The organism is Agrobacterium sp. ST15.16.055, from assembly GCF_027956555.1.
Lineage (GTDB): Bacteria > Pseudomonadota > Alphaproteobacteria > Rhizobiales > Rhizobiaceae > Agrobacterium > Agrobacterium salinitolerans.
In genome coordinates, this window is the sequence record NZ_JAQKGN010000009.1 from 1 (window position 1) to 20,853 (window position 20,853).

The following is a 20,853-nucleotide window of genomic DNA, read 5'->3' on the forward strand; positions in this document are numbered from 1 at the left end:
CGGGCGACAAAGCGTAGACGTTCTTCCATAACCGAAGTCTCTCTCCACGGCATCAACACCTCCCGCAAAGCGAAAAGTGTTACCCATGTCTCCGGTACAAAACGTCACCTATCTCTCAAGTCGGACAGCCGATTGCCCTCTAGGGTGCGATATTGCCGCCATCACCGCACCGCTACCGGGTGAGAAAGACCGCAAAGTACCGCCAGTTCCACGACAAAACCGAGTGCTGAGTGGCGCAGCATGACTATTTCGACTTCCGACTTCAATCGCACTGTCGAAATGCTGCCAGCTTATTCTCGGTACCTCAGTGCATCCACCAGCAGAGAAAACGCGGGGGATGCCAGACGCCGGCTTGAATAGTAGAGGTGATACCGCTCGAAGACCTGACGCCAAGGGCTCAGCACCTCGACGAGCTGTCCCGATTCCACATGGGGCCTGACCATCGCCTCCGGCATGTAGGCCAGTCCAAAGCCCGCCACCGCTGCAGTCAGAATCGCCGGCAGCGTGCTGAACACGAGTTGCCCCTCAACTTTGATGCGGTGTTCTTTGCCGCCCTTGCGGAACGTCCATGCGAAGAACTCGCCGTGATTGGGCAGGCGCAGATTGATGCAGGCGTGCCCGATCAAATCCTGCGGTGTCTTTGGCCGCTGTCGTCCAGCAAGGTATGCGGGTGATCCTACCACGGCCATGCGGATATCCGCGCTGATCGGCACCGCGATCATGTCCTGCGCTATCAGCCGGCCACGACGCACACCGGCATCATAGCGATCATTGATGATATCCGCGCGACCGTAGTCAGTGATTATCTCGATACCGATATCTGGGTAATTTGGCAGGAAGCCTTCGATCACGGGCCAGAGGACGTGATGGACAGCGAACTCATCTGCTGTAACGCGGATCGTTCCGGCGGGCTTCTCGCGCAATTCGGTCAGCTGCGTCAGTCCTTCGTTGATCTCCTGCATCGCCGGCTGGACGCGGGCCAGCAGCCGGTCTCCTGCCTCTGTTGGCGAGACGCTTCGAGTAGAGCGGTTGAGAAGGCGCAGACCAAGGCGCTCCTCCAGTCCACGGATCGTTTGACTGAGTGCGGATTGCGAGACGCCAAGCCGGGCGGCGGCGCGGGTAAAGCTGCCTTCCTCCGCGACCACGACGAAGGCATTCAGGTCTCGCAGATTCTCTCCGTCCATTCATAAGCCTCACTAATGCAGGCATGCATCATATGATGTCTAATCGAAATGGAACGCGGCTGCTACATAGGTTCTATCGAAACCGATCCGACAAGCCCTAAAAAGGAGATCAAGTATGAAATCCGTGACCTTCACGAACCGCACATGGGATGTGGCGGCCGAGTTGCACCTCCCCGCCGATTTCGATGAGAGCAGGAAGTACGCAGCTATCGTCTGCGTCCATCCGGGGTCTAGCTGCAAGGGACAGACCGCTGGTCTCTATGCCTCCAAGCTGGCCGAACAGGGCTTCGTCGCCATCGCCTTCGATGCCTCCTTCCAAGGCGAGAGCGGGGGCGAGCCGCGCTATATCGAAGACCCCGCCACCCGCGTCGAGGACGTGCGCTGCGCCGTCGATTATCTCGTCACGCTGCCCTATATCGATGAGGAGAAGATTGGCGTGCTGGGTGTATGTGCGGGCGGCGGCTATGCCGTGAACGCCGCCATGACCGAACACCGCATCAAAGCCGTGGGCACGGTGGTCGGCGCGAATATCGGCCGTTTGAACCGCGAGGGCGACGTGATTGCTGCACTCGAAGCCATTGGCAAGCAGCGCACCGCCGAGGCGCGCGGCACGGAACCGCTCATCAACAACTGGATTCCGAACTCGACAGAGGAGCGCGACGCGGCCGGGATCACGGATGTCGATGTCTCGCAGGCCGTGGACTACTACCGCACGCCGCGCGGCCAGAATGCCTGCGCGCCCAACAAGCTGCGCTTTACCAGCGTCGGCAGCGTGATCGCCTTCGATGCGTTCCACATGGTCGAAGAGTTGCTGACGCAGCCGATCCAGATCATCACCGGCTCCGTGCCCGGCGCGTTCGGTTCGCTGAAGGACGGACAGGAACTCTACGCCCGAGTGAAGAGCCAGAAGGACCTGTTCGTCGTCGAGGGCGCGACCCACTACGATCTCTACGACCAGCCCGAGCCCGTCGCCAAAGCGGTCGCGAAGCTCGTGCCGTTCTACAAAAAGCATCTCTGACAGGACAGGAGGGTGCGAGAGCCGGGCTCTTGCACCCTCGCCCCCCGTCGAAACCCGGAATTGGCAACAGGAAGTTGCTTGCAGGCGATGGGGTGCCCAACGTTTTGAATTCGCGCTGGAAGGCTTCGGCACCACGCGCGAATCGTAAGGCCCGGTCGGGCATTTAGCTCCCATTTTGGAGGGCTATGGCGTAGACATAGTTCTCATCGCTATCCCGCACGGCCCGCCATTGATGCAAAAAAAAGCGTATTTTTGTCAATGCGTTGTAATTAACTTGCGCTTTGGCCCCACAAAGTAACCCACATACTTGTTGCGTGATGATCACCATCGCTGGCTTGGCTGTGAGATGAGTGTCGCGAACGTCGGACCGTGGGTAAAGTTTTCGTGTCTAGAGGGCGTCCGCTTTACTCGGGGTCATATCCGCACGATTTGAAGTAGTTAGCGCATTCCTGTTGTTCGAACAGCGTGACGATATGGCCGACGGTAAAGGACACGCACCTCCTCAGCCCCTGCCGGATGACGACGGCACCCGTCGCGATGCTCATGGGAGGCTCATTCCGGCCTTCGAGCTGGATCGACGAACGGTTAAGCGTCCGAAGTCGCCTCAGCCGACACTGACCGATGTGATCCCGACATATATCGCCGCGCGACGCCTCGGAGGCGGAGCTAACATCGAACGCGATCTTTCGACAGCACAGAGTCGCATCGCGTTGTTCATCGAACTGATTGGCGACCGCCCCGTTGACACGTACCGGGACCGCAGTTGATGAGAGCGGCCGGGACGCGTGGCCGCCAATAGAAGATGTTTCCGCGGCGGATCAGATTCTCGACTTCGTGGCGCACGGCCATGACGAATGCCCTGTCTTTGCCCGGAGCTTTGTCCCTCGCGCTTGACCAGCGTGGGCATCACCTCTGGGCACCAGTTTTGGGCATCAGGTCGCCAATGATGCCAAAACACTATCCGGCACGACTGGAAAATCAAGGAATTAAGGGCTTTTAGGGAGAATTGGCTGGGGAACCTGGATTCGAACCAAGATCGACGGAGTCAGAGTCCGCTGTTCTACCATTGAACTATTCCCCAAAAGCCTTAAAGCGCGTGGCGCGTTCGCTTTGGTGGGTCGTCATATAGATGATTTATTCCGGGGCGCAAGTCGAAAAAATCGAAAAATGCGTTTTATCCCTGTTTTGCGTTTGCCCGTGGCTCAGAGCCGTGCGCGGGTGGAACGCGGGGTGGAGAGCAAGAGGCTGGTCTCACTGCCGGTAATGCCGGGCACCAAGCGGATGCGGCGCAGTACCGCGTCGAAATCGCTGAGCGTGGCGGCGTTGAGTTCCACGATAAGATCCCAGCGGCCGTTGGTGCTGTGAATTTCGGAGATTTCCGGAAAGCCGCCGAGTGTGCGGATGACGCGGTCCGTCACATGGCCTTCAATCTCGATCATCATGATGCCGCGGATTGCAGCCTCCACGGCGTCGGCACGCAGGATGACGGTATAGCCGATGATCGTGCCGTCATTCTCCATTCTTTCGATGCGCGAACGCACCGTCGCGCGCGAGGTTCCCGTCTCGATCGCGAGATCGGAAATGCTGCGCCTGCCATTGTGGCGCAAAAGGGTTATGAGCCGCTCGTCGAGATTGTCCATATGACCAATTCGGTAAATCAATTTTACCATATCGATAGCTTATTTCGATAATATTGCCAATATTTGATGTTCATTTCGCCGGATCGCTGTGGTGAACTTGGGCTTGTTGGCAGGAAAGTGAGGACGGGAATGGAAATCAGGCTTGTTGGTGCGCCGTTGCAGATCGGGGCCGGGCAACTGGGATGCGAAATGGGGCCGAGCGCCTATCGCGTTGCGGGGCTTGCCTATGCTCTCGAAGAACTGGGGCATCGCGTTGTCGATACCGGCAATGTGACGCCGGCGACCTTCCGCGAATTTAACCATCCCAATCCCGCCGTGCATCATCTGCCTGAAACCGTGGCCTGGACCGAGGCGCTGACGGAGGCTGCCTATCGTGAGAGCGCGGATGCCGTACCGATCTTTCTCGGCGGCGACCATGCGATTTCCGCAGGGACGGTCGCCGGCATGGCGCGCCGGGTGGCTGAAAAGGGCCGGCCGTTTTTTGTGCTCTGGCTCGACGCCCATACCGATTATCACACGCTGGAGACGACGCGCAGCGGCAATCTGCACGGTACGCCGGTTGCCTATTTCAGCGGGCGAAAGGGTTTTGACGGTTATTTCCCGCCGCTTTCCCATGCGGTGCCTGAGGAAAATATCGGCATGATCGGCATCCGCAGCGTTGATCCGGCCGAAAGGGCCGCTTTGGAAAAGAGCGGCATCACCGTTCACGACATGCGCTCGATTGACGAGCACGGTGTTGCCGTCCTGCTGCGCGAATTCCTCGCTCGGGTTCAGGCGGCGAACGGGCTTTTGCATGTCAGTCTGGATGTCGATTTTCTCGAGCCCTCCATCGCGCCCGCCGTCGGCACCACGGTTCCGGGCGGCGCGACGTTCCGTGAGGCGCATCTCGTGATGGAAATGCTGCATGATAGCGGGCTGGTCTGCAGTCTCGATCTCGTGGAACTCAACCCGTTTCTCGACGAGCGCGGCAGAACCGCGACACTGATGGTGGATCTCGCCGCCAGCCTGCTGGGCAAGCGGGTCATGGACCGCCCGACGCGGGCCGGCTGAAAGGGGTGATATGATGACCGTGATACCGAACCTCAATATCGTCCCCTTCGTCAGCGTCGATCACATGATGAAACTTGTGCTGCGCGTGGGCATCGATACGTTTCTGCGCGAACTTGCGGGGGTGGTGGAAGAGGATTTCCGCCGCTGGGAAAGCTTCGACAAGACGCCGCGCATTGCCTCGCATTCGAAGGAAGGTGTCATTGAACTGATGCCGACCAGCGATGGCACGCTTTACGGCTTCAAATATGTCAACGGCCATCCGAAGAACATGAAGGAAGGCCGCCAGACGGTGACGGCTTTCGGCGTGCTTTCCGATGTCGGCAATGGTTATCCGCTGCTGCTGACCGAGATGACCATCCTGACGGCGCTGCGAACCGCCGCCACCTCCGCTGTTGCCGCAAAATATCTCGCCCGCAAGAACTCCCGCTCCATTGCCATCATCGGCAATGGCGCACAGAGCGAATTCCAGGCGCGCGCCTTCAAGGCTATCCTCGGCATAGACACGCTGCGGCTATTCGATATCGACCCTTCCGCCAGCGAAAAATGCGCCCGCAATCTCGCCGGGCAGGGTTTTGCCATCAAGATTTGTGAAAGCTCGCAGGAAGCGGTCGAAGGGGCGGATATCATCACGACAGTCACCGCCGACAAGCAATATGCGACGATCCTGACCGACAACATGGTCGGGCCCGGCATTCACATCAACGCCGTGGGCGGCGATTGCCCCGGCAAGACGGAACTGCACCGGGACATTCTGCTGCGATCGGATATCTTTGTGGAATATCCGCCGCAGACGCGCATTGAAGGTGAAATCCAGCAATTGCCGGCGGATTATCCCGTCACCGAGCTTTGGCAGGTCATATCGGGTAAAAAGCAGGGGCGGGCAAGCGACCGGCAGATCACGCTGTTCGACAGCGTCGGCTTCGCGACGGAAGATTTTTCGGCGCTGCGTTACGTGCGCTCAAAGCTGCCATCCACCGGGCTTTATACCGAGCTCGATCTGCTGGCCGACCCGGATGAACCACGTGACCTGTTTGGGATGCTGTTGCGGTGTGAGGCGGCCCTCGTCTAGGGATTTCCAGCGCTGGCCGTCTATTTCGTTTCCCGGCGGTTCCTGCGGGCAACCACATGCTCCCGCCAGATGGTGAAGAGGCCGGCGGCGATAACAATCGCCGCACCGATGACCATGTTGGGCGTCACCACTTCCCCATAGACGGTGACGCCGATGATGGAGACGAGCACCAGCTGGTAATAGGAAAAGGGCTGCACGGAGGCCGCATCCGCCAGTTCGAACGCCTTTATCAGGCAATAATGGCCGCTCATGCCGGTAATGCAAAGCGCCAGCATCCAGCCCCAATCCTGCGGAGCGAGGTTGACCCAATAAAACGGGCCGACCAGCGTCAGGGCCGCCGCGCCGGCCACGCCGGTGTAGAAGAAGCTGGTCATCGCTGAATCGCTCTTGCTGCCAAGGCGGGTCAGGACGCTGTAGAGCGCCAACATGAAGGCGGCCACGAAGGTGATGATGAGCTTGTTATCAAAACCGTCGCCCTCCGGCTTGAGAATGACGAGAACGCCGATGAAGCCGACAAAAATGGCGCTCCAGCGCCGCCAGCCCACATGTTCTCCCAGCAAAGGCATGGACAGCGCCGCAACGATCAGCGGCGCGGAGGCGAGGATGGAATGGCTGTGCGCCAGCCCGACGACGGCGAAGGAGAAGATGGAAAAAACGATCTGTACGGCAAGAAGCACGCCACGGCCGATCTGCAGCCAAGGGCGGTTGGCCATGACGGCGCCCCTGATGCCGCCGGCGGATTTTGCAGCCATCAGCAGAACAAAAACGGCAAAGGCCCAATATCGCAGCATGGCGATAAAAACCGGCGGATAGGCGCTGCCCAGATGTTTCGATATGCCATCTTGCGCCGCAAAGATCGTGAAGGCGACAAGCGCATAAAGAAAGCCGGTTCTGGGTGATGGCATAAGAAAACCGCTATCCGACTGCCGTCGGCAAAAGAGTATTCGGGATGAATGAGGTGGGTGTCGGCCATATGTTATGACGGCACCTTGTCAGACAACCTTATTTTCCGAATAGCTGCCATGCAAGTGTGGAAGCTGCGTTTTTGGCAGGCGGATTGCCGGCTTAGCCTGCGCTACTGTCTGGTTTAGATTTCTCGAAAAGGCGCAAGTCTTTAATTCATGCCAATTGCATCGACGTCATCCTCGGGCCTGTCCCGAGGATCTGCGACTTGCTGGTTGTATTCGACGTGTTTAGATCCTCGGCACAAGGCCGAGGATGACGGCAACATGTCTGGTGGGGTTCATGCCCACATGACGGCGTCGCGCTTAAGGCCTTCAGCCGATCGTCACGGCCGACTTCGAGGTCGCGGATTTCAGCGCGGCGTCGGCCAGTTTCAGCGCGATCAGACCGTCCTTGATGGAGGGTGACGGTGCGACATTGTTTTCGATGCTGTCGATAAAGGCGGTGATTTCCGCAGCATAGGCCGCCGTGTAACGCGTCATGAAGAAATCATGCAGCGGCGGGCGGGTGTAACCTTCCGCATTGGCGATTTCGATGGAAACCGGGCGCTGGTTTTCGGCAGCCGCCGAGCCTTCCGAACCGTGCACTTCGATGCGCTGATCATAACCATAGGTGGCGCGGCGGGAATTCGAAATGATCGCCTGCCTGCCGCTTTTCGTGGTCAGGATGATGCTGGCGCTGTCGAAGTCACCCAGCGCACCGATCTGCGGATTGACAAGAACGGAACCGGTGGCGAACACGGTTTCCACTTCCTCGCCGAGCAGGAAGCGGGCCATGTCGAAATCATGAATGGTCATGTCGCGGAAAATGCCACCGGAGACCTTGATATAGTCGGCCGGCGGCGGGCCGGGGTCGCGGCTGGTGATGGTGACCATTTCCACCTTGCCGATGCGACCATCGTCGATTGCCTTGTGGACGGCCTGGAAATGCGGGTCGAAACGGCGGTTGAAACCGAGCATCACCTTCGCACCGGTTTCCTCGACCACCTTGGCGCAGGCTTCCGCGCGGGCGACATCGAGATCGACGGGCTTTTCGCAGAAGATCGCCTTGCCGGCGCGGGCGAAACGCTCGATCAGGTCGGCATGGGTGTTGGTCGGCGTGCAGATGATGACGGCGTCGATCGTCTTGTCGGCCAGAACCTCATCGATCGTGCTGACCTTGCACTGCGCTTCGCGGGCGATTGCTTCCGCAGCGCCGGCCATGGCGTCGACAACGGCCGCCAGTTGCGCACGGCTGTCGGTGGTGATCGCCTTGGCGTGGACCTTGCCGATCCGTCCAGCGCCGAGCAGCGCCAATTTCGTAACCATCTTTCCTCCGGTTTCTCACACCCATCCCTCACTCCCGGAAGGACAGAATATGAATACAAGCAATGTTTCGATATGGAATATATGTTCTATTTTGCTAGTTCGACATCGCAGATGTGTCAAGCGTTTTGACGATGATCCAGGGGGCCGAAATCACGCCTTCAGGAAGATGGTGCGGCGCGGATGGCTGGTATCGAGAAAAGCCCCGCGCAACAATCAATCAGCCGAAGCTGTCAGGGCCGTATTATGGGGCAGGGCGTATACCTCAACGGGGGTTTCGAGGCCGCGCAGCAGCCATGGGCCGAGATTTTCCAGCTTTCCCTGATATCCGGCGGTGCGCACGAATTCTTCTGAGAAAAGCACATTGCGCCCGGTCTCCTTGGTCAGCGTTTCCAGCCGTGACGCGATATTGACGGCAGGGCCGATGACGGTGAAATCGAGGCGGGTTTTCGAGCCGATATTGCCATACATGACATCGCCGACATGCACGCCGATGCCGTAGCCGAGAGGATCGTGTCCCTTGCGGCGATTGATCTCATTCAGCGCAACGAGGCTCTTCTGCGCGCTGGCAATGGCTTTCAGCAGGTTTTCGCAGGCCTGCGGGTCGCTGAGCGGGAAAATCGCCAGCAGCCCGTCGCCCATGAATTTCAGGATTTCGCCACCGAATTCCTCGATGGGATCGCACATGGCGTCGAAATAACCGTTCAGAAGCTCGATGACATCGTCGCGCGGCCAAAGGTCGGAAATATGGGTGAAATTGCGCAGGTCGCAGATCAGGATCGCCGCACCCACCGTCATACCGCTGCCGCGTGTCGTTGCGCCGTTGAGGATTTTTTCGCCCGCATGCGGCCCCACATAGGTTTCCAGAAGGGTGCGCGTCATGCGGTTCTTCAGACGTATTTCGCTGACGAGCGCCAGTGCCGGAAGCAGGTTTTTCAGGGCGAGGATTTCGCTGTCGGAAAAACCGCCGGGCCGGTCGCTGGAGAATGTGGCGACATGGCGCTTGCCGAAGGTATGCTCGATCGGCCAGGCGCAATAATCCGTCAGCCCCTCGGCCCGCAGGTCTTCGTAGATCGTATAGCCGGGCTCATCGATGTCTTCTCCGTTCAGCCGGTGGCGGACTTCGGTGGCGCCCTGATGAATGTCGTTGATGGGGCTATTGAGATATTCAGGCGTATTTTCAGATCCGTAGCCATAGGTGGCGATCTCGGCGGAGGACAGGCCGGCTTTCCACAGAATGCGCGCGCCAAGCCATTGCGGATGGCGAATGCGGAAAGCGAGCACGCCCCGCGCCACGGAAACTCCGCTCTCCCGAAGCCTGTTGCAGAGTTCGACGAATATGTCGTCGATAAAGCGTTCGTCCTTGGTGCCCGTGATCAGCCAGTCAAGAATTTCCGTCTTCTCCGCCGGCCACAATTCATCCAGTGCTGAAGAAACCCGTTCTTCGGTGTCGAGACTTAGTGTCATGGCAGGATTCCGGAGGTTGTTGCTGCTCTCGCGCAAGCGGGGCACATGTCGCAAAGGCGAAACATGGTCGCTCGCGAACCCCATGTGGTGCCGGATAACGAAAATGTTAAGAGAGGAGCGCGGAAAATGTTCCGGAAGGGATTGGCTTAATCAGGCCACGCGCGCCGCCCGGATGTTCCCGGGAACATCGTCCCCGGCGGCGCTGAGATTTTTAATGATCGCCAGGTGGATCAGATAACGGTTTCAACGGGAATATGAAGTGCTGCGGCAACGCGTCTGATGCGCAGCGGATCGCTGTCCGTGCCGTCTTCCAGCGCGCGTATTTCGCTGGTGGTCAGGCCGCAGGTCACGGCAAGCTGTTCGACCGTATATCCGGCGAGATTGCGTGCGGTGAGGACCTTTTTGGCAAATGGAGCATCGGTTTCGTGATCGGAATCGGGTTGTGAGATTGAAATTGTCATTATTGCATCTCCCTCAGAATGGACACTTAAATGCGGGCGGCACAGAAAAGTTGCCGGGGCCGAATGCGACCGCGTTGCCGGAGAAGAATATCGGTGCTGCAACGCAGCGAGGAACATAGCGGCTTCATCGACCTACGCAATAGTTAAATTTTGTTAAGATTCGTGATCGCCGCATTCCTGCGGCACGCCCTGCCCGAAAATGGCCGAAAACCCCACGTTTTCAGGGCTCCTGCGAGGACGGCGGCTTTCGCTACAGCATGCCCCAGGCGCGAAACCGGCCACGGCCGGTCACTTCCCGCAATTCCAGTTGGTTGGCGAGGCCTATAGCGCCCTGCGGCGTGGTGCCGAGTTCCTTGACAATCATCGCCGCCGAAACCACCGGTCGAGAGACGACAAGCTCCACCAGTTCCGGCAGGCGAGAGGAAGAGCGTCGGCCGGCCAGTTTGCGCATCATGCGTTCTCGCGCATGGGTCAGGCGGTCATGTTCCTTCATGCCGGCCTGCGCCGCTTCGTAAAAGCTGTCGAGAAGTGCGGCAATGCGCTGCGTCTGGTTTCGGGCGTGCCGGCGCTCCCGTGGGATCGCACGCAGACCGGCGCTCAGGGCCGGCAGGTGAGCGGGTGTGACGGCGCCGTCGCGCAGAAAGGCGGAGACCAGAAGTCGGCCGAGCCAGGGGCTGCGTTGCAGCACCTCGATCATGTTCCACGCGTCGAGCAGGATGGCGGTGCGAAGGATTGCCGGCAGTTCTTCCGTGCGCGCAAGGACAGCCCACCATTCTTTCAACCGTTCGTCTTCGTCCCAGTCGGGTTCGTTGATGATCGCATGGCTTTCCTCCCTGTGCATTGGCTGAAGCGCGCCTCCGGTGGTGATCGCATCGAGCGTTGCGGCGCTTCGCGCCAGCAGCGCGTCCAGCTCGGAAAAAGCGCCGTCCAGCGATGTTTCCTCCTCTGCGTCGGCATCTTCATCGCGGGAATGGTCGAGTGTTTGCCGTGGAGGTGCTGGCTCTTCGGCAAGCGCGGCCCTGCCGCGTAGCCTAGAAAGGCCCGGCGCGGTAAAGGCCCAGCCGGAGGCATTGGAAAAGATCAGCCGTCGCGAGCGGAGAATCCGGTGCGCCGCCGTCATTTCATGGGTTGGCGCGCGCACATCCATATGGGCGTCATGCAGCACAAGATCTTCCATGTGAACGAGTTCGCCATCCACCCACATGGATGAAATCGCATCGGTGAAATCCTGTCTTTCGATGAAGCCCTGTTTCATCGGTGACCGGTCGATCCGCTCGTCCAGCCGCGCCAGCGCCTCGCCGGCGCGGGCGGCGGCAATGAGGAGCTTTTCGATCTGTACGTCCGATATATCGTAAATCATTGATATTTTTTAGTTTGAGCACGGGCGGCTTACAAGGCGGATCACAGTCGGGCACCTCCGCTTTCGCGGTTTTCACCCAAAATCCCGACGAAAAGCCGTGTGGTTACAGAAAGGGCGCGACGAGGGTTTTGCTCGCCCTTGCTGTTTTTTCGTCAATATTGCGGCGCGGTATAAACTTGCGCACTGCAACATGGCGGGTATATACCCCCACCGAGAGCGACAAATTATGACACCTTCCGTTCGCCCTTCCATCTCCAGACGAAGATGAATTGGAGTTTACCCGTGAATATTATGGCAAATGGTCCCGCCACCGCGCCGGATCAGAAAACCCGTTTGAAATCCATCATCGGCGGATCGGCGGGCAATCTCGTCGAATGGTACGACTGGTATGTCTATTCGGCCTTCACCCTTTATTTTGCGCCGGTGTTTTTCCCTTCCGGAAACCAGACCGCCGAGCTTCTGAGCGCAGCCGCCGTTTTCGCAGTCGGATTTCTGATGCGGCCCATCGGGGCCTGGTTCATGGGCACCTATGCCGACCGCAAGGGCCGCAAGGCCGGCCTGACCTTATCTGTCACGCTGATGTGTCTCGGTTCGCTGCTGATCGCGATTACGCCCGGCCACGAGGCGATCGGCATTGCCGCGCCGGCCATTCTGGTTTTCGCAAGGCTTCTGCAGGGTATCAGCGTCGGCGGTGAATATGGCGCGAGCGCGACCTATCTCAGCGAAATGGCCGGCAAGAATCGCCGTGGTTTCTTCTCCAGTTTCCAGTATGTGACGCTCATTTCCGGTCAGCTTCTGGCGCTGGCGGTGCTTCTGGTGTTGCAGCGGGTCCTGACGCCGGAACAACTCGGCTCCTGGGGCTGGCGCATTCCCTTCTTCATCGGCGGCCTTCTGGCGATTGCGGTATTTTATATCCGCCGCGGCCTTGTCGAGACGCAGTCCTTCGAAAATGCCAAGACCGGTGCTGTCGACAAGCCGAAGTCCAGCGGATGGGCGCTGTTCAAGCACTATCCAAGGGAAGCGCTGATGGTCATGGCGCTCACCTCCGGCGGCACGCTCGCCTTTTACGCCTATACGACCTATCTGCAGAAATTCCTCGTCAACACCTCCGGCTTCAGCAAGGAAAGCGCCACGGAGATCACCACGGCGGCGCTCTTCGTCTTCATGCTGTGCCAGCCGCTTGCCGGCGCGCTGTCCGACAAGATCGGCCGCAAACCGCTGATGGTCGGCTTCGGTATTCTCGGAACGCTGTGCACCTATGCGATCTTCAGCACGCTTTCGACGACGACCGATCCCATCATGGCTTTCGCCCTCGTTCTGGTCGGTCTGTTGATCGTTACCGGCTATACTTCCATCAATGCGGTGGTGAAGGCGGAAATGTTCCCTGCCCATATCCGCGCGCTTGGCGTGGCTCTGCCCTATGCGCTGGCGAACACCATATTCGGCGGAACGGCGGAATTCGTGGCCCTGAAGTTCAAGCAAATCGGCCACGAAAGCTGGTTCTTCTGGTATGTGACGATCATGATCGCTCTGTCGCTGGTGGTTTATGTGAAGATGCGCGACACGCGCGATCACAGCCATATTCACGAGGATTGAGCGACCCGCATCCAGACCGGCAAAAGTCCCGCCCTTCCGGCGGGGCTTGTTCTTTTCTGCAGTCAGGCGGGTTCGACAGGAAGGACGATGCGGGCCTCAAAACCATCCTGCCGGCCCGGTGCCGGAGAGGAAAGCAGCAGCTTTCCGCCGGCTTGCTCCACGAGGCTTTTGACGATGGCCAGACCAAGCCCGGTTCCGTCCGCCGTGGTCTGGCCCCTGGTAAAACGCGTCGTTAGCTTGGGTAAGAGCCCCCCATCGATAGCCGCCCCGGAGTTGACGATGTGGATCGTGCCGTCTGCTTCGGCGACGACCTGCACCGGGCTTTCCGCCGGACTGTGGATCAGCGCGTTTTCGAGAAGGTTGCGAATGATGATGCCGAAGGCATCCGCGCCGATCCTGCAGGGTAAACCGCCGTCGCGGCGATTGTTGAAACGGATGCGCGACGTTCCGATTGTCGTTCTGCTCATGTCATCGATCACGAGTTCGAGCACGGGGATGACGTCGCTCGTTTTATCGGTGACCCCGATCTTTGCTTCAGCGCGCGACATCTGAAGCAGTTTTTCGGCCAGGTGGGCGAGATGCTGCAGGGATTTTTCGATGTTCTCCACACGCGGCGCAAGCTCCGGCGGAATGTCGGCATGCAGCCGCTGCGCCTGCGCCAGCGCGCCGGCAATCGGCGTGCGCAATTCGTGGGCGCTGTTGGCGGTGAATTCCCGTTCCGCCTCGATTGCCGATCGCAATCGTCCGAGCAGCAGATTGACCGAACGGGCAATGGGATGCAGTTCGCCCGGAAATGGTTGCGTCGGCAGCGGCGCGAGATTGCCGCCGTCCTTTTTGCCGATATCGTCGCGCAGGGTCTGTATCGGTCGCAGCGTTCTGCGCACCACCACAATGACGGCAAAAATGCTGGCGGGAATGAGGATGAGAACGGGGAGAAGCAGCGCGGCGCCCGCCTCTTCGATCGCCTCGCGGCGATTGGCGAAGGCGTCGGCGACCTGCAGGAAATAATTGTCGTCCGGCGAAGCGATCGTGAAGATACGTTGCGACGATGTCTCTGAAAAACCGGGATCGAGCGGTACCTCGAAAGGTTCCGTCGAACTGTCATGTGAATGCAGCACGACTTGCCCTTCACGGTCGCGAACCTGGTAGGTCAGATATTCCGCCCCTTCCGCCGGCTTGTTGAGTTTCTGCGCGGCGGGCGCGGTATTGTTTTCGCGAAGATCGTCCAGCAAAAGCGGCAGAAGCCTTTCTGAGGTCTCCTCAAGGCCCGCGTCGAAAATCTCGGCGAACTCATCCTGCATCACCATGACGCCCAGCGCGCAGGCAAGTAGCCAGGATATGGCGACAACGCTGGTCAGCGCCGTCACGAGCTTGCGGGTCATGCTGGTCGGTCTGGCCATTTCTGCCTGCTTGTAATTCTGACTATCTGATGGTGTAGCCGACGCCGCGCACGGTCTCGACGCGGTCATGGCCGATTTTCTTGCGCAGCCGGCTGATATAGACCTCGACCGTGTTGCTTTCTATTTCCGCGCCGAATTCATAAAGCGTGTCGTGCAATTGCGCTTTGGAAACGACGGCGCCAGGATGTTCGACGAGTTTCTCCAGCACGGCCCATTCCCGGGCGCTCAGCGTCTGCGCAGTCCCATCGACCGTGATGTTGCGCGCCACCTGATTGATCTCGATACCGGGCAGGCGGATGACGGGAGCAGAACGCCCTTCGTAACGGCGCGAGACGGCCAGCATGCGGGCCGAAAGCTCGTTGAGATCGAAAGGCTTGACCAGATAATCGTCCGCACCGGCGTTCAGTCCGGCAATGCGGTCGGAGACCTGGTCGTGGGCCGTCAGAATGATGACCGGCGTCGCGTCATCGCGCTGGCGCAGGCCTTGCAGAAGGGTGATGCCCTCGCCGTCCGGCAGGCGCATGTCGAGCAGGATGAGGCCGTAACCCATCGTCAGCGTCGCGGCCATGGCGTCACCCAGCGTCTTGAACCAGTCGACAGCATGACCCGCCGCTGCGACATGGTCCCGCAGCGCTTCGCCCAGCACATGATCGTCTTCAACAAGCAGAACCCGCAAGACAGCTCCCTCTATCGCTTCGTCTTGCGTATCTCTTTCTCTGGATAAGCGTCAAGCGCAGTGTTTCAGCTGTTCTGACGCAGGGTGCAGCCGCCGAACACATCGAGCGATGGATCGTAGACCGATGTGGAGACATTCATCATGCCGAGGATGCTGTGGAAATAATTGTCGTGCGAGCGCCCGCCCTCCGCCGCGGTTTTTGCGAGGCAGGCTTTGTTGAGCCCCATGGATTTGGCAAAATCGTCATCGAACCAGACGAGAAACGGCACATGGGTCTGCTGGTCTGGCGCCAGCAGATACGGCGCTCCATGCAGGTAGACGCCGCTCTCGCCAAGCGATTCGCCGTGGTCCGATGCATAGATCATGCTCGTCGCCAGCCTGTCGGAACGGGCCTTCAGCTTGTCGATCACGGTCGAGAGGAAATGGTCGGTGTAAAGAAGCGTGTTGTCGTAGGAATTGACGATCTCCGCGTCGGAGCAGTTGCCAAGCTCGGCCGTGCGGCAATCCGGGGTGAATTTGCGGAATTCGTCGGTATAACGCAGATAATAGGTCGGCCCGTGGCTGCCCATCTGGTGCAGCACGATCACGCTGTCCCTGGTAACGTTATTGAGCCAGGAATCGAGCTTGTCGAAGAAGATATCGTCGCGGCATTCTCCGCCAGTGCAGAAGCGGCTGTCATTGGTCGAGGGCAGATCGAAATAAGGGATACGGTCGGCCACGTTCTTGCTGCCGGTATTGTTGTCCAGCCATGTGGCGCTGACACCGGCATGGACGAGAACATCCATGACGTTTTCATTGGCCAGCGCCTTGTTGTGGCTATATTGCGAACGCGGGAACTTCGAGAACATGCAGGGAATGGAAATCGCCGTCGCGGTGCCGCAACTGGTCGTGTTTGGAAAATAAATCACGCCGCGTTTTGCGAGTTCGGGATTGGTCTCGCGCCCATAACCGTTCAGGGAAAAGTTCGCGGCCCGCGCGGTCTCGCCCGCCACGATGACGGTGATGCGGGGTTTGCGGACGCCGCCCAATGAAGGCAGGATTTTCGCATCCCTGCCGACCGGGCTGACCTGAATATCGACTTCCTTGCCGGCCAGCGTGAAATAATGAATGGCCGACATGATCGGCGACAGGGGATTGACGCTTTTGACAATGTCCTTGTGCTGGCGCACGGCGGTGGTGAAGGTCTTGGAATTGGCGAAGCTGATGATGCCGGCGATGGTAAGACAGATCAGGATGCTGATCGTGTTCCATAAAAGCTTGTCGAGGATCGTCCGGTGCCGCACACGCACGGCGACGATGAGGAGGGACGGCACCAGTCCGTAAATCGCCATGTGCCAGAGAAAGCCGGGCGTGATCAGATTGCCGGCTTCCGCCTGTGTCGTCTCCATGGCGTTGCGGATCATATCGCTGTCGATGACGATGCCGTAGCGATCCATGAACCAGGAAGCGGCCGCCGCCGCGAAGATGAGGAAGATCAAGAACGGCTTGATGAGATATTTGGCGGAAAAAATAATGATTAGCGCGCCGAAAAGGGCGGCCATGGCGCCATAAAGCGCGACGATGGCGACCGGATAGGCCGAAAGATAGGTGTGAACCTTCGACCAGAATGTCCGGTTCGTGAAAAACAGCAGATAGGCCGCCGTCAGCAGGCTGAGCGGCACGCTGCCGATTTCCGGACGATATGTTACTGTTCCCGTCGCTTTCGCGGTAAAAAGAGCCACTGTCAGATCCACCAGATTTACAATAGGCCGGCGACAACGGAGACGGGGCGAAAACGCCGCCGGAAAGGCTGCCGCATGGGCCGACCAATGGCGGATGCGTCATTTTGCTGACATCAACCTGAAAGCTTGTCATGAAAGTGTCACACTCCGTGGTGGCCGTTTGGCGGATGACGATAGAGCTCTTAATTGAGGCCCACGATGCCTGTGGCGGTGGTGCGCGTTGCAAATATGCGCGTGGCCCTGACCGGCAGCAGGCTGCCTGCGGGCAGGTTCTGGAAGGTCACCGTCGCCCCGGAAAGCAGGGTCAGGCAGAGATGGCCGCCATTGCCCACATAGATGGCGCGGGTGGGGGAAGGAAGCGGGCTCGTATCGTCCGGAACCACATCGAAAGCGTGGGATGCCGGGGATTCGAGGCCGGCGGCGTGGTGTTCGTAAGTCTCAGCCATTGCTGTCTCCCGTGAATCGAAATCTGGCGCGATTATGGGATGCGCTGCGGCCATGGGGAAAAGCGGGTACAGGAAATATCCGGAGAGGATTTCGGTCTCGTCTTGGGCCTGCCCGCAAGAGCGTCATTCTTTTCGCAATCCCATGGGGTTACGCCGCCCCCGCCTTTTGCCGCCAATGCGGCGCAAACGGATGATGACGGATTTTTCGTCCACGGGATCGACAGGCGGGCGGATGCTGCCCGCTTCAATTGCGCATGTGGAGAATGAAGGCCCTGACGGCGGGAGAGGCTTCCGTTTTCCGGTGGGCGACGGCGAGGTCCGAGGTCGTGGAACTGGCGGCAAGCGGCAGGTAGCGCACACCGGGCAACCTCAGGCAATTAAGCGAGCGCGGCACCAGCGCGACGCCGAGGCCGATGGCCACCATGCTGGCGATCGTGGTGTAGTCCCTGCCTTCCGGGGTGATCGCCGGCTGGAACCCGGCTTCATTGCAGGCCTCTATCGTATTGTAGTGAAACCCGACATCCGGCGGCTGTCGCGGGGTAATGAAGGTCTCGCCGGCAAGGTTTTTCAGATCGACCTGCATCGCAAAGGCCAGGGGATGGTTTTCAGGAAGCGCGGCCATCAGCGGTTCGCGCAGCACCACATGGGTTGTCACACCTTCCGGAACGGGCGCGGGCGGGCGGATGAAGGCGAAATCCAGATTGCCGTCGGCAATCTTGGCCAGTTGCAGCCGCATCTCCATCTCGATCAATTGCAGTTCCACATCGGGATGGGAAGCACGGAAACCGGCAATGGACCGGATCATCTGGCCGGAATAGGCGGCCGAGGCGACATAACCGATGGAAATGCGCCCGGTTTCGCCGCGGTCGACGCGTTTGAGCGCCGCAAGCGTCGCCTCGGCATTGGCGAGGATCTTCCGGGCGTCCTCATAGAGAAGCTGCCCGGGCGTGGTCAGTTTCACCGAGCGGCGCGTCCGGTCGAGAAGGGGCATGCCGACAATCTGTTCGAGCGCCATGATCTGTTGGCTCAGGCCCGGCTGGGCAATGCCGAGGCGGGCGGCGGCGCGCTCGAAATTGCGCTCATCTACCAGCGTGGTGAAATAGCGCAGGTGGCGTAATTCGAATGTCTCCGCCCGGCTTGCCGGTTTCCTGCCCATCGTCACGGCCTTTCCCGGCAGATTTGAATAATTCAAAGCTATTATCGATGTGAGTTTTCATAATCAACAGTTCTGAAAAAAACCGGCTGCGCTTATTGGATCACAATCCGTCCCTTGCGTAATAAGATGACTTAAATTCTCCAGAAAATACCGTCTTGTGGTGGCGCGGGTGATGAAGGGTCTTGGCGTGCAGGGAAAAACCAAACACATTTCCATTCTGGCTGGCGGTTGCGCCGTCATCGCTTATGCGGCGTTTTTTGCCCCGGCTTCCGCCTTTGCGCAGGAGGCCGGTACGACGGTGCTGCAGACCATCACAGTGGACAGCGCCAAAAATCAGGACCCCAAGGCTCCGGTGAAAGGCTATGTGGCGAAAACGAGCGCCAGCGCCACCAAGACGGGGCGATCCCTGATCGAGACGCCGCAATCCGTCTCCGTCATCACCAAGGACCAGATGGATGTGCAGAACGTCCGCACTCTCGGCGAGGCGTTGAACTATGTTCCCGGTGTGGTTGCGCAGCCGTTCGGCGCCGATCCGCGTTTCGATGCGCCGCGTATCCGCGGCTTTCAGGGGAACCAGTTGCAGTTTCTCAACGGTCTGCGGTTGATGCGCACGGCCGGTGCGCCGTCCTATGAAGTTTATGGTCTGGAGCGGGTGGAAGTCATTCGCGGGCCGGCCTCGGTGCTTTATGGTCAGGGCAATCCCGGTGGCCTCATCAATCTCATCAGCAAGCGACCGATCTTCGAGCGTTTCGGCGAAGTGGGGGCGCGGATCGGCAGCTTCGACTATTACCAGTCGATGTTCGATATCGGTGGACCGGTCGCGGGCACCGACAGTTTCGCCTATCGCCTGACAGGTCTTGCGCGCAACGCCCACCTTCAGACGGACAATCTGCAGAACGACCGCTATTTCATCGCACCGGCGCTCACCTGGCAGCCGGACGAGGATACGAAGCTGACGGTTCTTGCCTCCTATCAGCATGACAATCCGAGTTCGCCCTCCGGCCTGCCGGCGGCGCTGACCTATCTCAGACCCGGCAACATGCTGGACCGCAGCTTTTATGTCGGCGATCCGTCCTTCGATACGTCGAACCGTAAATTCACCAATATCGGCTATGAGTTCGAGCACCGTTTCGACGAGACCTTCACCTTCCGGCAGAATGCGCGTTATTCCAATTTCGACTGGTCCTACCGCGCGCTCGGCATGTCGTCGGCCAACGGCGGCATGATCGGCAATCTCATCCGTCGCAATGCGACGTTCCAGGACGAGCTGCTGAACACCTTCAACATCGACAACAGCCTGCAGGCGGATTTCTCCACGGGGTCAATCGACCACACCCTGCTTGTCGGGCTGGACTACCGTTATTTCGACAATAACGTCAAAACCGAGTTCTGGGCCGCGACGCCGCTCAATCCCGTCAATCCGGTCTATGGCGGGCCGATCAGCCTCACGTCGCGCACGCTCTATGCCGATGTGAAGACGGATATTTCCCAGATCGGCCTTTATGCGCAGGACGAGATGGCCTTCGAGAACTGGCGGGTCACCGCTGGCCTGCGGCAGGACTGGGCAAGCACCGGCGGCACGACCTTCAACGGCGCCACCTACCGCTCGCTCGACAAGGACGATCACAAGCTGACCGGCCGCGTCGGCGTCAGCTATCTGTTCGATGGCGGCATCGCGCCCTATGTCAGCTATGCGACCTCCTTCGAACCGGTGCCGCAGCCGGCTGTCGGCGATGCGCCGAAACCGACCACCGGCAAACAATGGGAAGCAGGCGTCAAATACCAGCCCGAGGGTTTCGATGGGTTCTTCTCCGCCGCGGTCTACGATCTGACACAGAAAAATGTCACGACGACTGTGGGCGGCATGACGCAGCAGATGGACGAGGCGCATGTGAAAGGCCTTGAACTCGAGGGCGTCGCAAGCCTTGCCGACGGGCTCGACCTGCGCGCTGCCTATACCTACATGGACAGCGAGGTCTCCGGCCGCGTGAATAACGGCAAGGAGCTGGACAGCACGCCCCGCCACGCCGCAAGCCTATGGCTTGATTACACTTTCCCGGAAGATACCGCCCTTGAGGGTTTCGGCATCGGCGGCGGTGTGCGTTATGTCGGAAAACGCTATGGCGATGCCGCCAATACCTTCGAGATGAAGGGCCTCACCCTGCTCGATCTCGCTGTGCATTACGAGAAGAACGGCTACCGCGCCTCGCTTCAGGTGCAAAACTTGACTGATAAAGAATATATTTCTAGTTGCTCCACTTTCGGATGCTATTACGGTGACGGAAGAACGGTTATGGGCAAGCTGACCTATCGTTGGTGACGCCATATCGGAGTGAAGCAGC

The 20,853-nt window shown here is 59.2% G+C and carries 18 protein-coding genes and 1 tRNA gene; 5 read left to right on the top strand and 14 right to left on the bottom strand.

The features are described from left to right. Positions 1-290: 290 nt before the first annotated feature. The gene (locus PL599_RS14200; protein WP_269824628.1) at positions 291-1,184 is read right to left on the bottom strand and encodes a LysR family transcriptional regulator; all 894 of its coding nucleotides are present in this window, start codon (positions 1,182-1,184) and stop codon (positions 291-293) included. A gap of 115 nt (positions 1,185-1,299) precedes the next feature. On the opposite strand from PL599_RS14200, the gene PL599_RS14205 reads away from it, so the two are divergent. Next, positions 1,300-2,202 (top strand): alpha/beta hydrolase, encoded by a 903-nt coding sequence (locus PL599_RS14205; RefSeq protein ID WP_269824627.1) that lies wholly within the window; start codon positions 1,300-1,302, stop codon positions 2,200-2,202. Positions 2,203-2,606: 404 nt separating this feature from the next. Here the strand turns inward: PL599_RS14205 and PL599_RS14210 are convergent, their stop codons facing one another. The 3 genes from PL599_RS14210 to PL599_RS14220 form a co-directional block, all read right to left on the bottom strand. Continuing rightward, entirely contained in the window at positions 2,607-2,747 is a 141-nt protein-coding gene (locus PL599_RS14210; RefSeq protein WP_269824626.1) for a hypothetical protein, read from the bottom strand. Between the two features lie 462 nt (positions 2,748-3,209). Continuing rightward, positions 3,210-3,283, bottom strand: a tRNA-Gln gene (locus PL599_RS14215). A 121-nt stretch (positions 3,284-3,404) separates the two neighbouring features. Continuing rightward, positions 3,405-3,842 (bottom strand): Lrp/AsnC family transcriptional regulator, encoded by a 438-nt coding sequence (locus PL599_RS14220; RefSeq protein WP_077984743.1) that lies wholly within the window; start codon positions 3,840-3,842, stop codon positions 3,405-3,407. A gap of 129 nt (positions 3,843-3,971) precedes the next feature. On the opposite strand from PL599_RS14220, the gene rocF reads away from it, so the two are divergent. Then, a complete protein-coding gene (gene rocF / locus PL599_RS14225) occupies positions 3,972-4,892 on the top strand; it encodes an arginase (protein ID WP_077984744.1) in 921 nt (306 codons plus the stop codon). A gap of 13 nt (positions 4,893-4,905) precedes the next feature. After that, the gene (locus PL599_RS14230) at positions 4,906-5,961 is read left to right on the top strand and encodes an ornithine cyclodeaminase (protein ID WP_269824625.1); all 1,056 of its coding nucleotides are present in this window, start codon (positions 4,906-4,908) and stop codon (positions 5,959-5,961) included. 20 nt (positions 5,962-5,981) lie between these two features. Here the strand turns inward: PL599_RS14230 and PL599_RS14235 are convergent, their stop codons facing one another. The 5 genes from PL599_RS14235 to PL599_RS14255 all read right to left on the bottom strand — a co-directional run bounded on the left by PL599_RS14235 (position 5,982) and on the right by PL599_RS14255 (position 11,516). Further along, positions 5,982-6,866, bottom strand: coding sequence for a DMT family transporter (locus PL599_RS14235; RefSeq protein WP_137412541.1), 885 nt, complete (start codon positions 6,864-6,866; stop codon positions 5,982-5,984). A 372-nt stretch (positions 6,867-7,238) separates the two neighbouring features. Beyond that, positions 7,239-8,231 (bottom strand): inositol 2-dehydrogenase, encoded by a 993-nt coding sequence (gene iolG / locus PL599_RS14240; RefSeq protein WP_173991340.1) that lies wholly within the window; start codon positions 8,229-8,231, stop codon positions 7,239-7,241. A gap of 213 nt (positions 8,232-8,444) precedes the next feature. Then, positions 8,445-9,695, bottom strand: a complete 1,251-nt coding sequence (locus PL599_RS14245; protein ID WP_077984849.1) for an adenylate/guanylate cyclase domain-containing protein — start codon at positions 9,693-9,695, stop codon at positions 8,445-8,447. A gap of 230 nt (positions 9,696-9,925) precedes the next feature. Then, complete coding sequence (locus PL599_RS14250; RefSeq protein ID WP_003522093.1) at positions 9,926-10,156, bottom strand: helix-turn-helix domain-containing protein; 231 nt, start codon at positions 10,154-10,156, stop codon at positions 9,926-9,928. A gap of 250 nt (positions 10,157-10,406) precedes the next feature. Next, positions 10,407-11,516 (bottom strand): RHE_PE00001 family protein, encoded by a 1,110-nt coding sequence (locus PL599_RS14255; RefSeq protein WP_077984748.1) that lies wholly within the window; start codon positions 11,514-11,516, stop codon positions 10,407-10,409. A 291-nt stretch (positions 11,517-11,807) separates the two neighbouring features. On the opposite strand from PL599_RS14255, the gene PL599_RS14260 reads away from it, so the two are divergent. Further along, positions 11,808-13,112 (top strand): MFS transporter, encoded by a 1,305-nt coding sequence (locus tag PL599_RS14260; protein WP_165691323.1) that lies wholly within the window; start codon positions 11,808-11,810, stop codon positions 13,110-13,112. A gap of 62 nt (positions 13,113-13,174) precedes the next feature. On the opposite strand, the gene PL599_RS14265 is transcribed toward PL599_RS14260, so the two are convergent. From PL599_RS14265 to PL599_RS14285, 5 genes are all read right to left on the bottom strand, one after another. Continuing rightward, the gene (locus tag PL599_RS14265) at positions 13,175-14,512 is read right to left on the bottom strand and encodes a sensor histidine kinase (protein ID WP_269824623.1); all 1,338 of its coding nucleotides are present in this window, start codon (positions 14,510-14,512) and stop codon (positions 13,175-13,177) included. A gap of 22 nt (positions 14,513-14,534) precedes the next feature. Then, positions 14,535-15,188: a response regulator transcription factor gene (locus tag PL599_RS14270; RefSeq protein ID WP_077984751.1), complete on the bottom strand. Its 654-nt coding sequence runs from the start codon at positions 15,186-15,188 to the stop codon at positions 14,535-14,537. A gap of 65 nt (positions 15,189-15,253) precedes the next feature. Beyond that, entirely contained in the window at positions 15,254-16,921 is a 1,668-nt protein-coding gene (locus tag PL599_RS14275; protein ID WP_269824622.1) for a phosphoethanolamine transferase, read from the bottom strand. A gap of 170 nt (positions 16,922-17,091) precedes the next feature. Beyond that, complete coding sequence (locus tag PL599_RS14280) at positions 17,092-17,355, bottom strand: spike base protein, RCAP_Rcc01079 family (RefSeq protein ID WP_059755951.1); 264 nt, start codon at positions 17,353-17,355, stop codon at positions 17,092-17,094. 244 nt (positions 17,356-17,599) lie between these two features. Continuing rightward, positions 17,600-18,511 (bottom strand): LysR family transcriptional regulator, encoded by a 912-nt coding sequence (locus PL599_RS14285; protein ID WP_269824621.1) that lies wholly within the window; start codon positions 18,509-18,511, stop codon positions 17,600-17,602. 157 nt (positions 18,512-18,668) lie between these two features. On the opposite strand from PL599_RS14285, the gene PL599_RS14290 reads away from it, so the two are divergent. Next, complete coding sequence (locus tag PL599_RS14290; protein ID WP_269824620.1) at positions 18,669-20,831, top strand: TonB-dependent siderophore receptor; 2,163 nt, start codon at positions 18,669-18,671, stop codon at positions 20,829-20,831. The last annotated feature ends 22 nt before the right edge of the window (positions 20,832-20,853 follow it).